Origin of the sequence: Actinophytocola sp., assembly GCF_050699915.1 — a bacterium.
Classification (GTDB): domain Bacteria; phylum Actinomycetota; class Actinomycetes; order Mycobacteriales; family Pseudonocardiaceae; genus Actinophytocola.
Genome location: NZ_JBOHGA010000060.1, coordinates 1 through 16,307, shown reverse-complemented (window position 1 = coordinate 16,307; position 16,307 = coordinate 1). Strand labels below are relative to the sequence as shown.

Here is a 16,307-nt window from a genome sequence, read left to right as displayed (position 1 = left end):
ATTGTCTCCTTACCACCAGGCGGAGCGGAACCGCACCGTCAGCGCCGCTGTGGCGTTGTAGTCGGCGGCGGTCCAGCGGATCGTGTGAGTGCCTTTCGGCAGGACCGGCCAGTCACCTGACGGGTACCGGGACGCGGTGCCGTTGAGCAGCGCGGTCTTCTGGGTGGTGTCGACGTCCAGCCACTGCCCCGCGGCGAGAGTCAGGTCGAAGCTGAGGGTCTGAATGACGCCGTCGGCGCGCTGCAACGTGACCGACGGTTCGATGACCGGGCCGTCGATGCGCAGCAGCAGACCGGTCTCAGCGGTGCCCAGGTTCTGAAGCACGCCGGACCCGCCGACGACGGTGCCGGTGACCATGAACGGCACCGTGAACGGGACCGTGAGCCCGCTGGTCTGGGTGGGCAGACCGATCGGGCCGACGACCGTCTCGGTCCCGGCGTAGATCAGCGGGTCGAGCGCAACGAACGCCGCGGACACGATGGTGGTGTTGGATGCGATCAGGGTCAGGTCCGGGTCGGCCAGGCGGGGCCGGCCGTACATCAGGAACTCGCTGCCGGCGATTGCGAACCGCAGCTCCACCTCGGCGACCGCCTCACCGACCGCGCGGAACGCCGCGACCAGTTCCTGCTGGTTGGTCAACCACTGCGCGGGTGTGGCGCCGCGAACCGCGATCCGCATCGGCACCACGACTTCGTCCATCCACTCGACCCCGGACCAGGAACCGTGGTTCCAGGCCCGGGGCCCGGAGTGTTCGGCCCGGACGTTGCGGGTGAACGGGTTGAACTCCGGCACGTCGTACCAGGTGCCGGGGCCCACCAGCACGTCGCGGATCTGCACCTGCCCGTCGGCGAGCGCCATCTACATCACCCCCCGCGCCGGCGGCATCTACGCAACTCCGTGGAGGGCGAGCTCGTCCTGCACCTGCTTGAGCCGGAACGAGTCGGTGAACGCCTTCACCTCGAGGTTCTCGACGTTGATCCCGACACCGGTTGACGGCGTACCGGGTGGGTGGAACGCCGACGCGGTCGGTGGGGTGAGCAGCTGCGCTGCGGCGGTGGCGACTGGGGTGCGGGAGTCGTCAAGGCCACGGACCAGACCGGCACCAACGTCGTGGCCGACCTCTATGAACAACTTGGACGGTGAGGCGATGCCGAGGAACTTCTTCGCGGACTTCAGCGCCGACTCGGCGATCTCCCGGAGCTTCTTCACCAACCTGCTGTTGGCGTTGGCGAGCCCGCTGATAATCCCGTCGATGATCGCCTTACCGATCGACGCGAATTTCCCGCCGATCTCCCTCGCCTTGTTGTAGGCCTCGGTGAGCGAGTTGGTGACGGCGGTCTTGGCCTTGTTGAACAGGTCCCGCACCTGGTTGTAGAGCTTGACGACAGGGTTGATGATCACGCTCTTGATCGAGTTCCAGGCGAGACTGGCGGCAGCCTTGATCGCGGCCCACGTGATCGCGAGGCCGGCGCGGACCAGCGCCCAGATCGCCTTGATCCGCTCCCAGGTGAGTTGGACGGGGAGGATGATGCCGACCTGGATGCCGCGCCAGGCCAGCCTCGCCGCGAGCTTGATGCCTCCCCAGATCGCGGTGAGGAACGCCAGCACCTGGTTCCACACCGCGGTGACGCCGCCGATGATCGCCTCACCGAAGCGGTTCCAGATCGCGACGAGGACCGCCACCACCGGCAGGAAGATCACCAGCAGCAGCGGCCACCACTTCCGGAAGAACGCGACCACACCGCCGATGAACCCGACCACCGCGTTGTAGACCGCGGTGAACGCCGTGACGACCGGGGCGACGATGATCCCGAAGGCGGTGGCCAGGCGGGACGCGAAGCCCTGGATCGCGGGCCAGGCGGTGTTTATCAGCCACCCGACGACGGCGCCGATGATGTCGCCGATGGCGGAGAACACCTCACCGATGACCTTGGCGCCGGCTTTCCAGTCGTCGGTGCCGTCGATCCATTCGATGACGGCGGTGATCCCCTTGAGGATCCAGCCGATGAGCCACGCCAGGGCGGTCACAAAGACCCCGATGATCTTCGCTACGAACCCGATGACCGGGACCAGCAACTTGAGGACGGGGACCAGGATCGCGACCAGCAGCTTGATGATCGGCTTCAAGATCGGGATCAGCGCCAGCAGGATCGAGCCCAGCGCCTCAACGATGGGGATCAGCGCGGGCAGCACCGCGCCGACGAGCTCCCCGATGACCGGCAGGAGTTCCGCGAACAACGGCGCCAACGCGCCGAGCACCGCAACGAGCACCTTGCCAAGGACGTTGGCGATGGTGACGACGATCGGGGCGAGGGTGGCGAACAGCTTCGACACCACCGGCAGGACCGGCTGCAGCGCCCCCACCAGCACCGCGACGACCTGCGAGAGCGGCCCCACCAGCGCGCTGATCGCCGCGGTGAGCCCCTGGTCGATGATGGCGAGGAGCTGCGCCACGAACGGGATGACCGGGGCGATGGCCTGGGCCAGCCCCGCTACCGCCTTCACGAACGGGCCGATCACCGGCGCCGCGACGACGAACAGCTGCCCGAACGCCGGGGCGAGAGCCTGCAGGACGTCGCCCAGGGCGGTGCCGAGCGCCGACAGCCCCGCGAACACGGTCCGCAGACCCTCAGCGCCGGGGCCGGTGGACACGAAGTCCGCCATCGCGGCGGTGATCCGCACCAGGTTCCCGAGGGTGCTCTCAGACCCCGCGGAGAGGGCACCGAACAGGCCACCGAAGAACTTGCTGACGTTGAAGGCGATCTGCCCGAGCTGGCGCAGCGCCGTGACGGCGTCGGTGAGGAACGTCTTGAGCTGCCCGGACTTCGCGGTCCGGTCGATGAACGCACCGAACCGTCCCGCCAGCCGCGCCAGGGCGGCGCCCATGCTGGCCAGGCCCGGGGCGGCGACGGCGATCAGCTGCGCCAACGCCCGGGTCATCGGGCCCACGCCGGCGGCGGCTGCCGCGACACCGCGGCGTACCTGCTCGAGCAGGATGTTCAGCGCGTTGATGACGACGGCGGAACGGGCGGTCCGCGCGAACGCCGCCGCGAACTGGCCGAGGGACGCGGCGACGCCGGGGAGGCGGGCCTGCAGCGCGGGCAGCACCGTGTTGGCGAGGCGGAAGAACTCGCCGGCGAACGTCTTGAAGAACTGGTCCTGGACGGCGTGCTTCAACGCGTCGAGGCGGGGCTTGAGCGCGACCAGCTGCTCCGCGAACCGGCGGGCCGCCGGGGACAGCTTCTCCAGTGCCTCCTGAAACTTCTCGACGTCGCCCTTGAACCCGGCCTTGAGTGCGTCGCCGACGCCGCTCAGCGCCAGCTTGAGGGTGCCGAACGCGACCACGGTGCCCGCGATGGCCGCCGGGAGCGCAGCGACGATCCCCAACGCGGGTGCCGCGGCGGCAACGAACCGCGCCATCGCCGGGGTGGCGGCGGCCAACGAGATACCGAGGGACAGGATCACGGCGCCGCGGGCGGCGGGGACACCGCCCAAGATTTGGAAGAAGCCCCGCAGCCGCCTACGGACCCCACGGAGGCTGCGCCGGTCCAGGTCGGTCTTCAGCCGGATCGGCCCGGCGGCGCGGGTCGCGGTCTCCGACGCGTCCCGGCCAGACTTCGCCGCGTCGCCCTTCTCCTCCTTGACGGGCAGCTGCAACTTGTGCTGCTTCAACTGGGCCTGCGCCACGGCGCGGAGGAACCCGGCCGCCTCGGTGGCCTCGGCCCGCAGCTTGATCCGGTCGGCTGCCAGCTCGAGCTTCGGCACCGCACGGTTCGCGGCGCGGCCGGCTTCCTTCGCCGTCTTCGCGACCTGCGCCCGGTCAGTCCTGGCCTTCAGGTCCAGCGGGGGGACCGCCTTGCGGGCGGTCGCCCCCGCGGCGCGTGCTTCCTTCGTGACCTGCCGCTTGTCGACGGTGACGGGGATCTCGACGGGCCGGGCGAACTGCTTCTTCAGCTCCGCCCGGACCCGACGCGAGAACCCCTTCAGCGAAGGAAGGATCGAGACGTAGGCAACGCCGACTTCCTCCGCCACGCCCGCCCCCCTCTATGCGACGGCGGCTTGGGGGCCGCGGGCCTTCAGGTGGGCGATCACCACGTCCTGCGGCAGAGTGGTGCCGCCGTGGCGTGTGCCTTCCGGCTGGGACAGCGGCGAGATCGGCTTGGGCCGGTTCGTGCCCCGGGTGCCGTCCTTGGAGCGCTGCCAATTCGCGATGACGAGCTGATCGAGCATCAGCGTCAGCAGGTGCGCCGGGCGGACTTCCCAGTCGTCGTCGGCGCTGGCCCGCTTGTACGCGGAATCAGCTGGTAGGTGCTCGATCAGCAGCCACAGGCGCCGCGGCGACAAGTGTTGCCGGTAGAAGTCGAGCAGGTCGATCCCGCGGTATGCGAGGTCGGCTTCGATTTCGTCTCCGTACTCGCGCAGCCGGCGCGCGAGTATCAGGAGTTTCCCTTGCCGTCCCCGACGTCCATCAGCTTGGTCAGGAACGCCTCCAGCTCACCGATCTTGCTGTGGCGGGAGCGGAACGTGCTGTACTGGTCGTCGCCGATGATGCCGCGGATCGCGACGGTGTACCGCTGGTCGTCCATCGCCTCCAGGGCGTCGATGTCCCATTCCTCGTACGGAGGGATGGTGTAGGTTTCGCCGTCGAACTCGACGTCGGCGCCTTCGGCGAGCGCCTCCGCCTTGCGGGCCTTCGACGCCTGGGACCGCTTCGACGCGGTGGCTCGTTTACGGGATACGGGCATGCGCGGGAACCTCCAGTGATGCGCGCGGATGAAATCAGGAGACGGCCGGTCCAGTTCCGCGCCGACTGGACCGGCCGCCGATAAGGGCGTCCGCTGTGGACAGGGTGGTGCTCGGGGTGGCGCTCGGTTTAGCTGTAGCCCCAGTTCGGGTCGTCGGAGAACTTGGTCAGCAGCACGTCGTTGCTGTCCGGGTAGACCGTCAGGGTCAGGTCGTACGCGACCGCATCGGTGCCGACGTACTGGATCTCGCCGCGCTCGCTGACCTCCGCGTTGGAGGCGTAGATCCGGATGTGCTTGGTGCCGTCGATGACGTCGATGACCAGGGCCCGCGGGTCCGCCTGAGCGCCCTTCACGTCGATCTTCCAGCTGGACGCGCCGACCACAGCGACGGTGCTGCCCTTGTGGTACAGCTCCAGGGCCTCGCCGCGCGTCTCGATCAGCTTGAACTTCAGCGTGGCCTTCGACCCGGAGATAACGGAGCGGACGATCGCGCCGTTCTGCCACGCCTTGATGTCGGTGGTTTCGTCCTCGTACGCCTCGGTGACGCCGTCCTCGGAGACGAACCCGAGGTCCGTGTAGGCGGCGGCGACGGCGGTGGTGGAGTTGGTGGGGGCGGTGCTGCCGACCGGTGCGACATATGCCGAGCCGGTGATCGCAACACGCACCGCAGCACTGTTCGCCACAGCGGATCTCCTTCGGTTGATGACCCGGGTTGGGTCGGCGGGGTTTACTCGGCGCGGAGAGTGAGCGACACGGTCATCCAGTAGCGCGGCAGCCCGGATGCGTCGTCATCAGCGGAGTGGGGGCCGAGGAACTCCTCGACCCGGTAGCAGGTGACGCCCAGCAGGGTGGTGCCGGCGGTCGCATGGATCAGGGACCGGGCCTGCATGCACAGGTCGTGGGCTGCCTTCTCGGTCTGCGCCCACGAGAAGAAGTCCAGGCGCGGCTGGTCGCGGACCACGAGGTCGGTGCCTCCGACGCGACGGACCTGGAGAAACTCCGGTGGCCGCGGGTCAGGTACCCGCGACACCACTGGCGGCGTCAGGAGAGGGTTGAGGTACGCGATGACCAGCGCCACCGCGTCGGGGTAGGCGACCACCGGTCAGTCCTTCGCCGCGTCGATCGCGGAGCCGAGGATCCGGTTCTTGCGTTCCGCGGCGAGCGCACCGGCGTGCTTGGCGATGACGGCGGCGCGGGCCCGGTTCTGCCCGATGCCGGAGTCCACCACGATGGGCAGCGGGACGTTCTTCTTGCGGCCCATCATCTGGCCCTTGGCGCGGGCCGCCGCGGCGACGCGTTCCGCGCGCCCGTGCAGCATCAACCGGACGCCTTCGGACTTGAGGATGTCGAGGAGACCGCGACGGTTCGGCTCGTACCGCTCCAACGCCACACGATCACCCCGTCACGGTCTGCAGGTTGGCTTCCAGGTGGTGGGGGCCGGAGCCGCCGCGGTGCACCACCCACGGGGGGCCGTCGACCTCGTACACGGTGGGGCCGTCTTCGACGCGGTCGCGGCCTTTCCAGTCCAGGTCGTCGGAGATGAGCAGCCACCGCCCGATCAGGGGGGCCCGGCCATCGGTGACGGGTTCGGCGGCCGACGCCTGCTGGATCCACGCCTTGGTGACGGTGCGGGTCGCAGCGACGCCGTAGTCGTAGCTGGTGTTGTTGTACGCGTCGGTGCTGGTGGCGGGGCGGACCTTCGTGACGTCGCGGAGCAGGTGCTTCACGTCCACACCGACCGCATGCGGAGGCTGGCGCCGGGCCGCCGGTAGTGCCGCAGGTCGGCCTTGTCTTCGTCGGTGAGGCGCACCGTCACGCCACCGTTCGCGGAGGCGAGCCGATAGGAGTAGGCGCCGATGGTTTCGCCGACGACGTCGCCGGCGGTGGTGGGGGCGCTGAGGGTCCGCAGCACCGCGCCGGCCACCACACTGATCACGTCGTCGGGGATCGGCTCGTACCCGTGGGAGTACGTGACCCGGTACGTGCCGGGGTACCGGTCGACGTCTTCCCAGTCCTCCGGCATGTTGATGATCCAGCTGGCCGTGGACAGGTTGATCACGTCGAGCTGGTCCCACGACCAGCCGGTGACCGTGAGGTCTGGTGCGCCGGCGGCGCCGACTGCCTTCACGGCGGTGACCGCGGTGACGGGCCTCTGCGGCAGTACGAGCCGGCCGCCGTCGGCGACGAGCACCACCACGTCGTCGGTGACCTTCGTGAACAGCTGCCGGGCGTACCGGCGGGCCTTCGCCGACGCGGCCCGCAGCAGCGCCGGCGCCCGCTCCTGTTCGGCGGTGGTCAGGGCACGGCCGAGGGACTCCTCGAGGTCTTCGAACGTCGCCAACGGGTCCAGCCGGGTCGGCGGATCCGCCAGGACGATCGCGTAGCCGTGCTCGACACCGGACGCGGCGCCCGACGCGGTCCACTTCCACCGCCACTTGCCGACCTTCGACCCGGTGAACACCGCCTTGTACAAGCCGACCGACGGGTTCGAAATCGCGGGCGTGGAGGTGAGGCCGTCGGGGTCGGTGACGGTGATCGCCACGGTCGCGTTGGTCAGGGTCCCGTCGACCTTCACCGTGAAGGTGGTTGCGATCGGGTCGCCAAGGTCGTAGCCCACCCTGCTCTCCCCTCGAGGTCGGTGCCGTGCCCGCTGCGGGATGTCAAGGTGGTGTCGATGGCCGCGGCGGTGACGGTGAGGTCGGCCGCGGCGTGAGTTGCTGCGGACCCGGCGCCGGTGACTGGTCTCTGGGTTGCGAGGTCAGCGGTGAGGGCTGCAGCTGCTGGCGCGGCGGACTGGAGCAGCCGGGCCATCGTCAGTACGCCGGTCGCTGCGGCGACGGCGGTGAGTGTTGCGGTGACGGGCCGCTGCAGCTCGAGCGCGGCGGCGGCGTGGCCGGCGACCGGCCCGGTGCCGATGAGCTGGACGTCGGTAGCGACCGACAGGTCACCCGACGCGGAAGCCGCCGAGGCGGCGGTGCCCGCCAGGGGCCGGGTGACTCCGGCAGAGCCCTGCAGGGCCGCTGCCGCGGCGGCGGTCCCGGCTAGCGGTCGGGTCACGCCGACCGCCCCGCCGGCGGATGCCGCGGATGCCGCGGAGCCGTCGAGTGCGACCAGCCCACCGATCGACAACTCGCCGGTGGCGTGGGACGCGGAAGACGCGGACCCGGTCAGCGGTCGCGCGACAGACGCGGCGCCGGTGGCGCCCGCCGCCGCGTCGGTTGATCCGGACAACGCCCGGGCAGCTGCCACCGTGCCGGACGCACTCGACGCGGCCGAAGCGGCGCCGGTGACTGCCCGGCTGTTGGACAGCGAACCGACGGCGGAGCCGGCCGCCGTACCAGTCCCGTCGAGGGCTACAGGGTTGCCGGCGCCGGAGGCGTCGAACTCCACGACCATTGCCGCGTCGTCGGTGCCGGCGTCGGAGGTCCACGTGACCGTCGTGCCGCTGAAGCCGCTGTCCCGCCCGCAGGACTCCCCACCGGTGGTGGGGGTGCCGTAGCCGGTGTCGGCGAGTTCCGTCCACCCCGACGGAGGTACAGCGGCGTTGACGGCGATGCCCTGGAGCCCCGCGAAGCCGATCGTAGGATTACCAGTGAGACAGGCTGATGCGAACGTCACACCGATCGTGCCGGTTGTGCGGTTTTCGTCAATGGCGCTCTGCCGGACCGCAGTCGCGCCAGTCTTCGTCATCCCAGCGATGCGCTCCACCATGATGACGGTGCCGGTGGACGCATCGAGGTCGTCGTCCCAGGTGACGGTGGCGGAAGCCGCGGTCGTGACCAGTTGGTTCGCTACGAAAACGTTCAGCACGTGCGCGTTGCCGCCGAACCGGGCCCTCGCGATGTGAGTGAAGCTGGTTACACCAGTGCCGGCGCTGATCGTGGCGGTGCCGATGTCCTGCGTTGCTGAGGCAACAACACCCACGACGAGCAGGTCCCCCACGGCTGGCGTGAACGCAGCGCTCGTGTTCGGGGAGGCGTTGGTGTCCGGTGTGTCGACGAGGTGGGAGACGGTAGCCATCGACTACCTCCCCCGCTACACCGCTTGGAGGGTGTCGTCGTACACGTTGCCGGCCCACGTCACGCCGGCGTGCGGTGTGATCGACGCGGCCGGGCCGTACCGGTAGTTGCGCCCGATCCGGTTGTTGGTGACCCGCAGGTTGGTGACCGCGTACCCCGAGCTGTAGTTGGCGTTGAACGTGTAGTTCCCGCCGTCACACAGGTTGTCGTCGATCAGCACGTTCGCGACGGCGCCGGTGAGGTTGCCGAGTTGGAACACGGCGTTCATCGGGTCGTCGGTGGCCGCCCGGTACGCGCGGAGCGTGCTGTGCGTGACAGAGGAGTTGGACCCGTTGACCAGCTGCAGGATGTCGTTGTGGGAGCCCTCGACCCGGGTCAGGTCGTGGACGTGGCAGTCGGCGAGGTGTGTCTCCTGGCCGAGCCGGACCGCGTCCAACCCGCCGCGCACGTCGCAGTTGACCAGCCGGTAGTACGACCACGCGACCGCGACGTTGCCGCGCTGCCCGTCGATCTCGCAGTCGGTGAGCGTGATCATCCCGGTGTTGGTGGTGCCGTCGATGGTGTAGTACGCGTTCACCCCGTCGGGGTGGCCGTGGATCCGGGACCTGTCGCAGAACACCGGGTAGTTGGTCTTACGCTGCAGCCGGCCTTTGACGACATCGGCTCGGTCGACCACCGTGCGGTCCGGGTACAGCGTCACTGGACCCCACACCGCCGAACCGGACATGGGCCTAGTGACGCGGGTGACGCCGTTCTCCTTGACCGCCGTATCCGTGATGGTCAAGTCCCCGTTCACCCCTAAGAGCGAGATCCCCGGGTACCGGGCTAGGCCCGCCGTGGTGGCGTCGGGCCAGCCGTACGCCGACGGGTTCGCCAACGCGTTGCGGATCTGGTCTTCGATCGTGAGGACGGCACTGATCTCTGTGACGTTCCCCGTAGCGTCCGAGACAGGCCGCCGAAGCGTCACCTGCCGCATCGGCTCAGGCCACAGTGACGTGCACGATCGTCGGGTCCACCGCGTCAACCACCAGGGCCACGCCCGGGTCGTCGCAGGTCGGTTGGCCGTACGTCAGCGGGTCCGAGACCGTCAGGGTCGACGAGAACACCGTGGTGTTCCCCTGCGAGTCGGTCACCGGCCGCTGCAGGGTCGCCGAGCGAGCGTCCGAATCGGTGGCCCGGGTCGTCCACTGGGACGAACCGCCAGGGTTGACGGTGGACGGCGTGAGCGTGTTCTCGACAACAACGGGAGCGGGCATGCCGGGTTCCTCCTGATCAGTACGTATCTGTCGGGTCGCCCAGCTTCAGCACCAGAGCGCCGGCGGCGAAGGACGGGGTGTCGCCGTTCAGGACGGGCTTCGCGGTGCCCAGGGCGCCCCACCACTTGACGTTGCCGGCCGTCGGGGCGTCGAACAGCACGAAGTGGGTGAGGTTCACGCCGGCCAGCCAGTCCGCCGTCGCCGTCGGGAAGGTCTTCACCGCCGTGTTGCTCTTCGTTGCCGGCGCGGTGCCCGTCGCGGCACCCCAGTCGGTGCCGGTGGTCGACACCCGGGCGTACGCGCCGGCGGACGGCTCGGTGACGTTGGCGCCCGCCTCGGTCGGGGTCGTGGACGACAGTCCGATGTAGAGCGTGGCGTACCCGGCGTACGCCGGGTCCTGGAGGATCCCGTTGAGGATCGCCTGCTCCTCGACGTCGACTGCACCGGCCATGTTGGTCTCCCTGCTACTTGCGGGCGCGCACCCTCGTGAGCGCCACCCGTGTGAGCGCTTCGCGCCACACGTTCAGGTCTGGGGTGGGGTCGAGCTCGGCTGCGCGGGCAGCTGCCCGGCGGGACGCGGGGCGCCAGCGGCGGCCGTCGAGCAGCCGCCTCACTTCGTGTTCCCACGCGTCGAGGTCGTTGCGGTCGGCGAAGGTCCCCGCGTCGGCGAGGCACTCCTTCAACCCGGGTGTGGGGTGGGCGATGACGGGGATGCCGGAGGCCATCGCTTCGACGGCGACCCGACCCCACGACTCGTAGATCGACGGGACCAGCAGCAGCCTGGTCTGGGCGTACACCCGGTCACGCATCTCGTGTCCGGGGACGTGCTCGACGACCTCGACGTTGGGTAGGTCCCGGATGTCCTGGGCGCCGTATCCGCCGACCACGGCGAGGAACTTCACGTCGGGCATCCGCTCGGCCAGCGCCCAGAACGTCGCGGACCCCTTGTTGAGGTACAGGTTGATCAGGGTGACCTTGTCGCCGGGGGTGGTGCGGTACTCGTCGAGCAGGACCGGCGGGCGGACCACCACGTGCGGCGGCATCGGCGCCTGCATGTGGGTCCGGTAGTCCTCGAGCATCCACTGCGAGTTGAACACCGCGAGGGTGACCGGTCCGCGTTCAAGCCAACGCCTGGTCGGTTCGAACGTGTTGTGGATGACGTGGACGACGGGGACCTTGTTCAACGACCCGAGGATCGTGGCCCGCGGCGTGTTCTCCAGGTGCGTCACCAGCACGTCAGCGTGGTGCAGGTGGTCGAACACGTCGTTCTTGCTGCGGTGCGGATGCACCCGTACCCCGTCGAGGTCGTACGGTTCGCCGGCGTCGCGGGACAGCACCACGTCGGCCTGGTGGCCGTCGTCGACCAGGGCGCGGAGCAGGGTGTGCACCATCATTTCGGCGCCGGCGGACTGAATCGGTGGGTAGGTGTGTAGGAGCGCGAGGACTCGCACGCGGATGGACTCCTCTGAGGTGGGTGCCGGGGGGCCGGCGCGGGACGGCCCCCCGGGCGGCGGGTCAGGAGTTGGCGGTGGCCGCCTGCAGGACACCGAACGGCGAACGCGCACCGAGGTTCGAGTCGCCGGTGCCGGCGGTGCTGTTGAGCCGCGACGCCGGGTTGGCCAGCGCGTACGCGACCCGCATCACCATTCGCATGGCGACCGCGTCCTGCTGCATCAGGTTCAGCACGACGTTGCCGGCGTCGTCGGAGATGACGCCCTGGTCGAACATCTTGAAGCTGATGTCCTGCCGGAGCCCGACGATGGCCTTCGACCAGTCGCCCATGATCAGCTCGGCGTCGGAGGCGTCCCAGGCGCCGTTGTTGACTTCGGAGACGTCGTAGCCGAGCAGGTTGCCGCCGCTGCCGGTCTGCAGGTTCGGCTGGTAGATCGGCAGCTTCTCCGGGCCGGCGGACCGCATCTGCATCAGCTTCCACCGCAGGCCGGGGCGCGCGGCGAACGCGTTGACGGTGAAGCCGTCCTTCGCGATGAGCTCGCCGACCTGCGCCACTTCCTGCGCCATGTCGGTGCCGGTGCCGGTGACTTTGGCGTTGCCGGCGGCGATGGCGTGCAGGTAGATCGACTCCGGCCAGGTGGCCGGCTTGTCCAGCCCGAACAGCGTCGCCGAGTCGAGCAGCGCGCCGGCGGACTCGACCATGCGGGGCCGGACCTCGTTCCAGATCGGGACCTGCGCGTCGTCGAGGTACGCCTCCGGGATGGGCACGATGGTGGCGATCTCCTCGACCACCAGGTTGATGCCCTTCCAGTCCTGCCGGGTGGTCTGCTTGAGACCGGTGTCGCCACCCACCCAGTACGAGACGGGCAGCACGTCGAGGACGGGCATCCGCTGCGTCTTGGTGGACATCCGTGCCTTGCGGGCCCGCTGGAGGATCACCGACTGGGTCGGCAGCTCCTCGATGATCTGCGCCGAGACCGGCTGCGGTACGAGCGCGTCGGTGCCCGCGTCACGGGAGATGAGCTGGTTGTAGGTAGGCACGGGGTCCTCCTCAGGGTTGAGCAGCCGCCCGGCCCGTGCCGTAAACGTCCGGTGCTGCGGGGTGTTCTGGGGTTAGGTGCGGCCGGCCATCTTGCGAAGCCACGCGTCGGGGTCGGCTGCCTGCCCGGATTCGCCGGGGGCCGCGCCCGGGCGAAGGGACTCCACCGGGCGGCCGTTGCCGGCCGGGGTGGAGGCGGGTGGTGTGGCCTGCAGCGACGAGTCGCGTTCCATCGCCGCCTTGATCTGCTGTTCGACGGCGGCGGTGAACGCCTTGGATTCGTTCGGGTCGACGTCGAGGTTGTCGATCTCCTCGACGAAGGACCGGGAGTCCAGCAGCCGGTCGGCGTTGGCGCCGAGCCGCTGCGCGGTCCGGTAGACCTGCAGCTCGATGGCCGCTGCCGCGGCCTCGGCCTGCGAGGCGGTGAGCTGCTCGGTGAGCTTCGTCGGGTCCGGGGCGTCGTCCTTGAGGCCGAGTGCCTTGGAGATCGCGTCTAGCGTGCCCTGGTACTTGGTTTCGGAGTCGGTGGACTTCGCCTTGTGCTTGTCCAGGTCGGAGCGCAGGTTCTGGATCAGATTCCAGGCCCGCTCCGGGTTGAAGTTCTCGTCAGACCCCCACGGCGGGGTGTCCTTGGTCTGCCCTGTCGGCTTGGCGTCCGCAGGCGGCGCCTGGCCGGTCTGCTGCCCTGGCGGCGGGGTGTCGGTGGTTCCGCCGGTCGCGCCTGGCGTACCTGCGGTCTGGTCGGTGGTGTCTGTCACGACTGCCCTCCTGGGGACGTGCGGATGCACCCCGGCGACCTGGCCGGGGACGATTTGGATCCGGGTGGTGTTACTGCTTGCGCCGGCGGCCGGCGGCGGCGAGCTTCTGGAACCGCTTCTTGCCGTACTTCTTCCGGCCAATCGCGGCGGCGAGCGCCTTCGGGTCCGCCGCGCCTTTCGCGCCGAGTTTCGCGGCGAGCTTCTTGAACCGCGCTCCTGTGCCGAGCTTCGGTTGCTTCGCCATCGCGTCCTACCTCCTGCGGCTTTCCCAGTGCCGGCGCCAAGCGCGGATGGCGGCACTCCCGGAGCGGCCGGCTGTCGCTGCCTGCCACTGCTCGTACAGGTCGTCAACCTCTGGCGGTTCGTCTTCGTGCTCGTACAGCGGCAGCGCCGTGCACTGGCAGTGGTCGTGGTACGGCTCGCCGCCCCAGCGGGGGTCGCCGGCGGTCCTGCCGGACTTGTAGACCGCCCCGCGGCCGGCGAGCATCGCGCAGAAGAAGCAGGGGTCGGCGTCGGTGACGCGGCGCCACCCGACGATCACCCGGGATTCGCGGGTGGTGCGGTGGATGGTGTCCCGGGCGCCGTTGAGGACGATCCGGGACACCGTGCCGGCGAGCTTGGTCCTCATCACCTTCTTGGCGGCGTCGGGGTCGCCGCGCCACGCCTTCTTAAACGCGACCGGCGCCGCGATGCGCAAGCTCGCTGCGACCCTGTCGGGTTCGAAGTCGCCGAACACCGGGTCGATGAGGTGGCCGTTGTCGAGTGCGTGGCGGCGCAGGTACCCGCCGGTCAGGCCGCGGGCGGTGAACCAGCTGGACCGCACGCGGTTGAGCAGCAGCGCAAGCAGGTTCGCGAACCAGCCGTCGATGTCGCGGGTGTCCGCGGTGTCAGCGAGGAGGAGGGCCTCCGCGACGGCTTGGTTCTTGACCGGGAGCAGGCTCGTCCGGAAGTTGACCGTCTCCTGGTCCACGCTGCCCTCCCTGCTGGGTGAGGAAGCCAGCGGCGATGCGGTTCAGGTCCGGCTCGGCGTCGGCAGCGATCTCCTGCCACCGTTTGATGTCGGTCTGGGTGACCCCCGGGATCCGCTCCCACAGGGCCTGCTCCGGGACCTTCAACATCTGCACGAGCTTCCCGAGGGCGTCCACGGTCTGCGCCAGGGCGCGGGTCGACGTGTCGCGCCACACCACCTGGGCTGAGGTGTCGTCCCAGCCCTGGATGTCCTTCTTCGCCTTTGCGGCGAGCCGCAGTGTCTGTTCGTGGGACTCGCCGAAGGTCGACTTGCGTTCTTCGACCTTGCGGTCCAGGCCGTCGCGGGCCGCGGCGAGGGACTCCGCGGAGAGGTTCGCGACGACCCCGAGCAGGTAGTACGGCGGGGTTTGGGAGATCGTCGCCATCGCCCGCACGGACTCTTCGCGGGACTTCAGGTACCCGTCGAGTGGGGTGGCTTCGAACTCGCCGAACCGGGCGTCGGTGGAGTCGTTGGTGAGTAGGCGGTCCACGCCGGCGTTGGGTGGGGGCAGCGGCCGGCCCTGCTCGTCTTCGGTGACCATGCCGGTGGCCCAGCGCTGCCGGAACGCTGCGTACTGCTGCGCCATGAGCAGGCCGAAGGTCGTGGAGTTGATCTGGTCCTGGATCTCGATGAGGGGCTCGACCTCGCCGGCGACGGCCTCGTCCTCGTCGAGGTCCACCTCGTTGAGGTACCGCACCGCGGGGCACACACCCAGGTCGTGGTCTTCTACGGACTGGAAGTCCAGACGGTTGTCGACGGCTTCGAACCGGTACGCCGACGTGTCGTCGAACAGACGGATGATCTTCTTCTCGCCCGGCTTGCCGCCGGGTTCCTTCGTCCGCTCGGTGGTGACATCCAGCGCGTACAGGGGCCACTCGTCGTTGACGGGGTCCGCGTAGAACGCGGTGAGCCGCCGCGGCGACATGGGGGTGATCACCGGCTCCGGGGTGCCGGGCAGCACCAGGTTGTACGACACGCCGTACTTCAGCGCCGCCCGGTGCACACCGTGCTGGCGGGCGTCCATCCGGTTGGCCTGCCAGATCTCCCACGGTGGTGCGTTGTCGTCGGACGTCGCGGGCCGGTACCCGTCCACGTACAGGTTCTGCGCGACGACGTTGATGACCAGGCGCAGCATGTTCTGCTTCGCCCGGTCGATCAGCCACCGGTACTCATGCTTCGCGCCCTTCGGTACGTACACGCTGGAGTGCTTGCCGCGGACGTACCTGGCGATGCGGTTCAGGCGCTCCTGCTCGGGCTGGCGTAGGTCCAGGAGGGTGGCGACGGTGGCCTTCGCGTTGTCTTCGCTGAGTGCCACCGGCCGCCCCCCGTTCACTGCCAGCCGCGGACCCGTCCGGGGCGTTTGGTGGTCTTCTTGTCCCGCTCGCGCCACTCTTTGGAGGCCAGTAGCCGGGCACGGACCATGCGGGCGCCGATCACGCACACCCCGGCGTCGATCTTGTTGGGGGAGCCGGGGCTTTCCTTGCGGACGCTGGTCCCCCACCGGTTGACGGCTTCCTTCAGGTTGCCCACGTGGCGGGCGGTGACTGCCGACCCGTCGTGGGTGAACCGCAGGCCGTGGATGTCTTCGCGGCACGTCTCCGCGGCGCGGGTGAACTCCATCGTGTGGGACCGCATGTCCCACGCGATCGGGCCCGGGTTGTTGCCGGTCGGCACGGCATGCAGCACCAGCTGGTCCCGGTACTTCTCCGGCCACGACGTGTGGACGTAGGACTCGAACTCGCGGACGTCGGCGAAGAACGCCACCACGTTCCAGGTGTCGAACGCTTCGGCGACCACACCGTCAACCTCGTCGAACGGCACCGTCGACTTCGGGTCACGCGGGTTGGGTTCCCACACGCCGATCTCGAACACGTGCCCGTCGCTGACCCGGCAACCCACCAACGCGGTCGCGTCGCGGCTTTTCGACCCGTCGAAGAACATCACGATGTCGTCGCCGTCTGCGACCACCACCGTGGCATCGGCGACCGCCGCCCACTCCTCCTTGGTGATCCACGCGTCGGACGCCGCG

19 protein-coding genes and 1 pseudogene are annotated in these 16,307 nt (G+C 69.4%); all 20 read right to left on the bottom strand.

Going from position 1 to position 16,307, the window contains the following annotated elements:
• Window positions 1-9 precede the first annotated feature (9 nt).
• A complete protein-coding gene (locus ACRDSK_RS13650; protein ID WP_431440961.1) occupies window positions 10-858 on the bottom strand; it encodes a hypothetical protein in 849 nt (282 codons plus the stop codon).
• Between the two features lie 27 nt (window positions 859-885).
• Window positions 886-4,032, bottom strand: coding sequence for a hypothetical protein (locus ACRDSK_RS13645; RefSeq protein ID WP_431440960.1), 3,147 nt, complete (start codon window positions 4,030-4,032; stop codon window positions 886-888).
• 12 nt (window positions 4,033-4,044) lie between these two features.
• The gene (locus ACRDSK_RS13640; RefSeq protein ID WP_431440959.1) at window positions 4,045-4,344 is read right to left on the bottom strand and encodes a DUF5361 domain-containing protein; all 300 of its coding nucleotides are present in this window, start codon (window positions 4,342-4,344) and stop codon (window positions 4,045-4,047) included.
• Between the two features lie 92 nt (window positions 4,345-4,436).
• Window positions 4,437-4,745 (bottom strand): hypothetical protein, encoded by a 309-nt coding sequence (locus ACRDSK_RS13635; RefSeq protein WP_431440958.1) that lies wholly within the window; start codon window positions 4,743-4,745, stop codon window positions 4,437-4,439.
• 128 nt (window positions 4,746-4,873) lie between these two features.
• Window positions 4,874-5,428, bottom strand: coding sequence for a hypothetical protein (locus ACRDSK_RS13630; RefSeq protein ID WP_431440957.1), 555 nt, complete (start codon window positions 5,426-5,428; stop codon window positions 4,874-4,876).
• Window positions 5,429-5,472: 44 nt separating this feature from the next.
• Window positions 5,473-5,844: a hypothetical protein gene (locus tag ACRDSK_RS13625; protein WP_431440955.1), complete on the bottom strand. Its 372-nt coding sequence runs from the start codon at window positions 5,842-5,844 to the stop codon at window positions 5,473-5,475.
• Window positions 5,845-5,847: 3 nt separating this feature from the next.
• Complete coding sequence (locus ACRDSK_RS13620; RefSeq protein WP_431440954.1) at window positions 5,848-6,135, bottom strand: hypothetical protein; 288 nt, start codon at window positions 6,133-6,135, stop codon at window positions 5,848-5,850.
• 4 nt (window positions 6,136-6,139) lie between these two features.
• On the bottom strand, window positions 6,140-6,472 hold the full coding sequence (locus tag ACRDSK_RS13615; protein ID WP_431440953.1) for a hypothetical protein: 333 nt from the start codon (window positions 6,470-6,472) through the stop codon (window positions 6,140-6,142).
• Window positions 6,469-7,362 carry a hypothetical protein gene (locus ACRDSK_RS13610; protein WP_431440951.1) on the bottom strand — a complete coding sequence of 298 codons (894 nt, stop codon included), beginning with the start codon at window positions 7,360-7,362 and terminating at the stop codon, window positions 6,469-6,471. Before ACRDSK_RS13610 ends, ACRDSK_RS13615 begins: the two co-directional genes overlap by 4 nt.
• Complete coding sequence (locus ACRDSK_RS13605) at window positions 7,317-8,765, bottom strand: hypothetical protein (protein ID WP_431440949.1); 1,449 nt, start codon at window positions 8,763-8,765, stop codon at window positions 7,317-7,319. Before ACRDSK_RS13605 ends, ACRDSK_RS13610 begins: the two co-directional genes overlap by 46 nt.
• Before the next feature lie 15 nt (window positions 8,766-8,780).
• Window positions 8,781-9,548: a hypothetical protein gene (locus tag ACRDSK_RS13600; RefSeq protein WP_431440947.1), complete on the bottom strand. Its 768-nt coding sequence runs from the start codon at window positions 9,546-9,548 to the stop codon at window positions 8,781-8,783.
• A 196-nt stretch (window positions 9,549-9,744) separates the two neighbouring features.
• Window positions 9,745-10,020, bottom strand: coding sequence for a hypothetical protein (locus ACRDSK_RS13595; protein WP_431440946.1), 276 nt, complete (start codon window positions 10,018-10,020; stop codon window positions 9,745-9,747).
• A 16-nt stretch (window positions 10,021-10,036) separates the two neighbouring features.
• Window positions 10,037-10,471 (bottom strand): phage tail fiber protein, encoded by a 435-nt coding sequence (locus ACRDSK_RS13590; protein ID WP_431440944.1) that lies wholly within the window; start codon window positions 10,469-10,471, stop codon window positions 10,037-10,039.
• A gap of 13 nt (window positions 10,472-10,484) precedes the next feature.
• Window positions 10,485-11,471, bottom strand: coding sequence for a glycosyltransferase family 4 protein (locus tag ACRDSK_RS13585; RefSeq protein ID WP_431440942.1), 987 nt, complete (start codon window positions 11,469-11,471; stop codon window positions 10,485-10,487).
• A gap of 64 nt (window positions 11,472-11,535) precedes the next feature.
• Window positions 11,536-12,513 (bottom strand): phage major capsid protein, encoded by a 978-nt coding sequence (locus ACRDSK_RS13580; protein ID WP_431440941.1) that lies wholly within the window; start codon window positions 12,511-12,513, stop codon window positions 11,536-11,538.
• Between the two features lie 72 nt (window positions 12,514-12,585).
• Window positions 12,586-13,269 (bottom strand): hypothetical protein, encoded by a 684-nt coding sequence (locus ACRDSK_RS13575; RefSeq protein ID WP_431440939.1) that lies wholly within the window; start codon window positions 13,267-13,269, stop codon window positions 12,586-12,588.
• 70 nt (window positions 13,270-13,339) lie between these two features.
• Window positions 13,340-13,513 carry a hypothetical protein gene (locus ACRDSK_RS13570; protein WP_431440938.1) on the bottom strand — a complete coding sequence of 58 codons (174 nt, stop codon included), beginning with the start codon at window positions 13,511-13,513 and terminating at the stop codon, window positions 13,340-13,342.
• A gap of 6 nt (window positions 13,514-13,519) precedes the next feature.
• On the bottom strand, window positions 13,520-14,239 hold the full coding sequence (locus ACRDSK_RS13565) for a hypothetical protein (RefSeq protein WP_431440936.1): 720 nt from the start codon (window positions 14,237-14,239) through the stop codon (window positions 13,520-13,522).
• Window positions 14,157-15,593, bottom strand: coding sequence for a phage portal protein (locus ACRDSK_RS13560; RefSeq protein WP_431440935.1), 1,437 nt, complete (start codon window positions 15,591-15,593; stop codon window positions 14,157-14,159). Before ACRDSK_RS13560 ends, ACRDSK_RS13565 begins: the two co-directional genes overlap by 83 nt.
• A gap of 14 nt (window positions 15,594-15,607) precedes the next feature.
• A pseudogene (locus ACRDSK_RS13555) lies at window positions 15,608-16,307 on the bottom strand (Terminase); the annotation flags it as partial.

Excerpts from the sequence above, each read along its gene's own strand:
- ACRDSK_RS13650 (WP_431440961.1), bottom strand. The coding sequence starts at position 858 with ATGGCGCTCGCCGACGGGCAGGTGCAGATCCGCGACGTGCTGGTGGGC.
- ACRDSK_RS13595 (WP_431440946.1), bottom strand. The coding sequence starts at position 10,020 with ATGCCCGCTCCCGTTGTTGTCGAGAACACGCTCACGCCGTCCACCGTC.
- ACRDSK_RS13590 (WP_431440944.1), bottom strand. The coding sequence starts at position 10,471 with ATGGCCGGTGCAGTCGACGTCGAGGAGCAGGCGATCCTCAACGGGATC.
- ACRDSK_RS13605 (WP_431440949.1), bottom strand. The coding sequence starts at position 8,765 with ATGGCTACCGTCTCCCACCTCGTCGACACACCGGACACCAACGCCTCC.
- ACRDSK_RS13570 (WP_431440938.1), bottom strand. The coding sequence starts at position 13,513 with ATGGCGAAGCAACCGAAGCTCGGCACAGGAGCGCGGTTCAAGAAGCTC.
- ACRDSK_RS13635 (WP_431440958.1), bottom strand. The coding sequence starts at position 4,745 with ATGCCCGTATCCCGTAAACGAGCCACCGCGTCGAAGCGGTCCCAGGCG.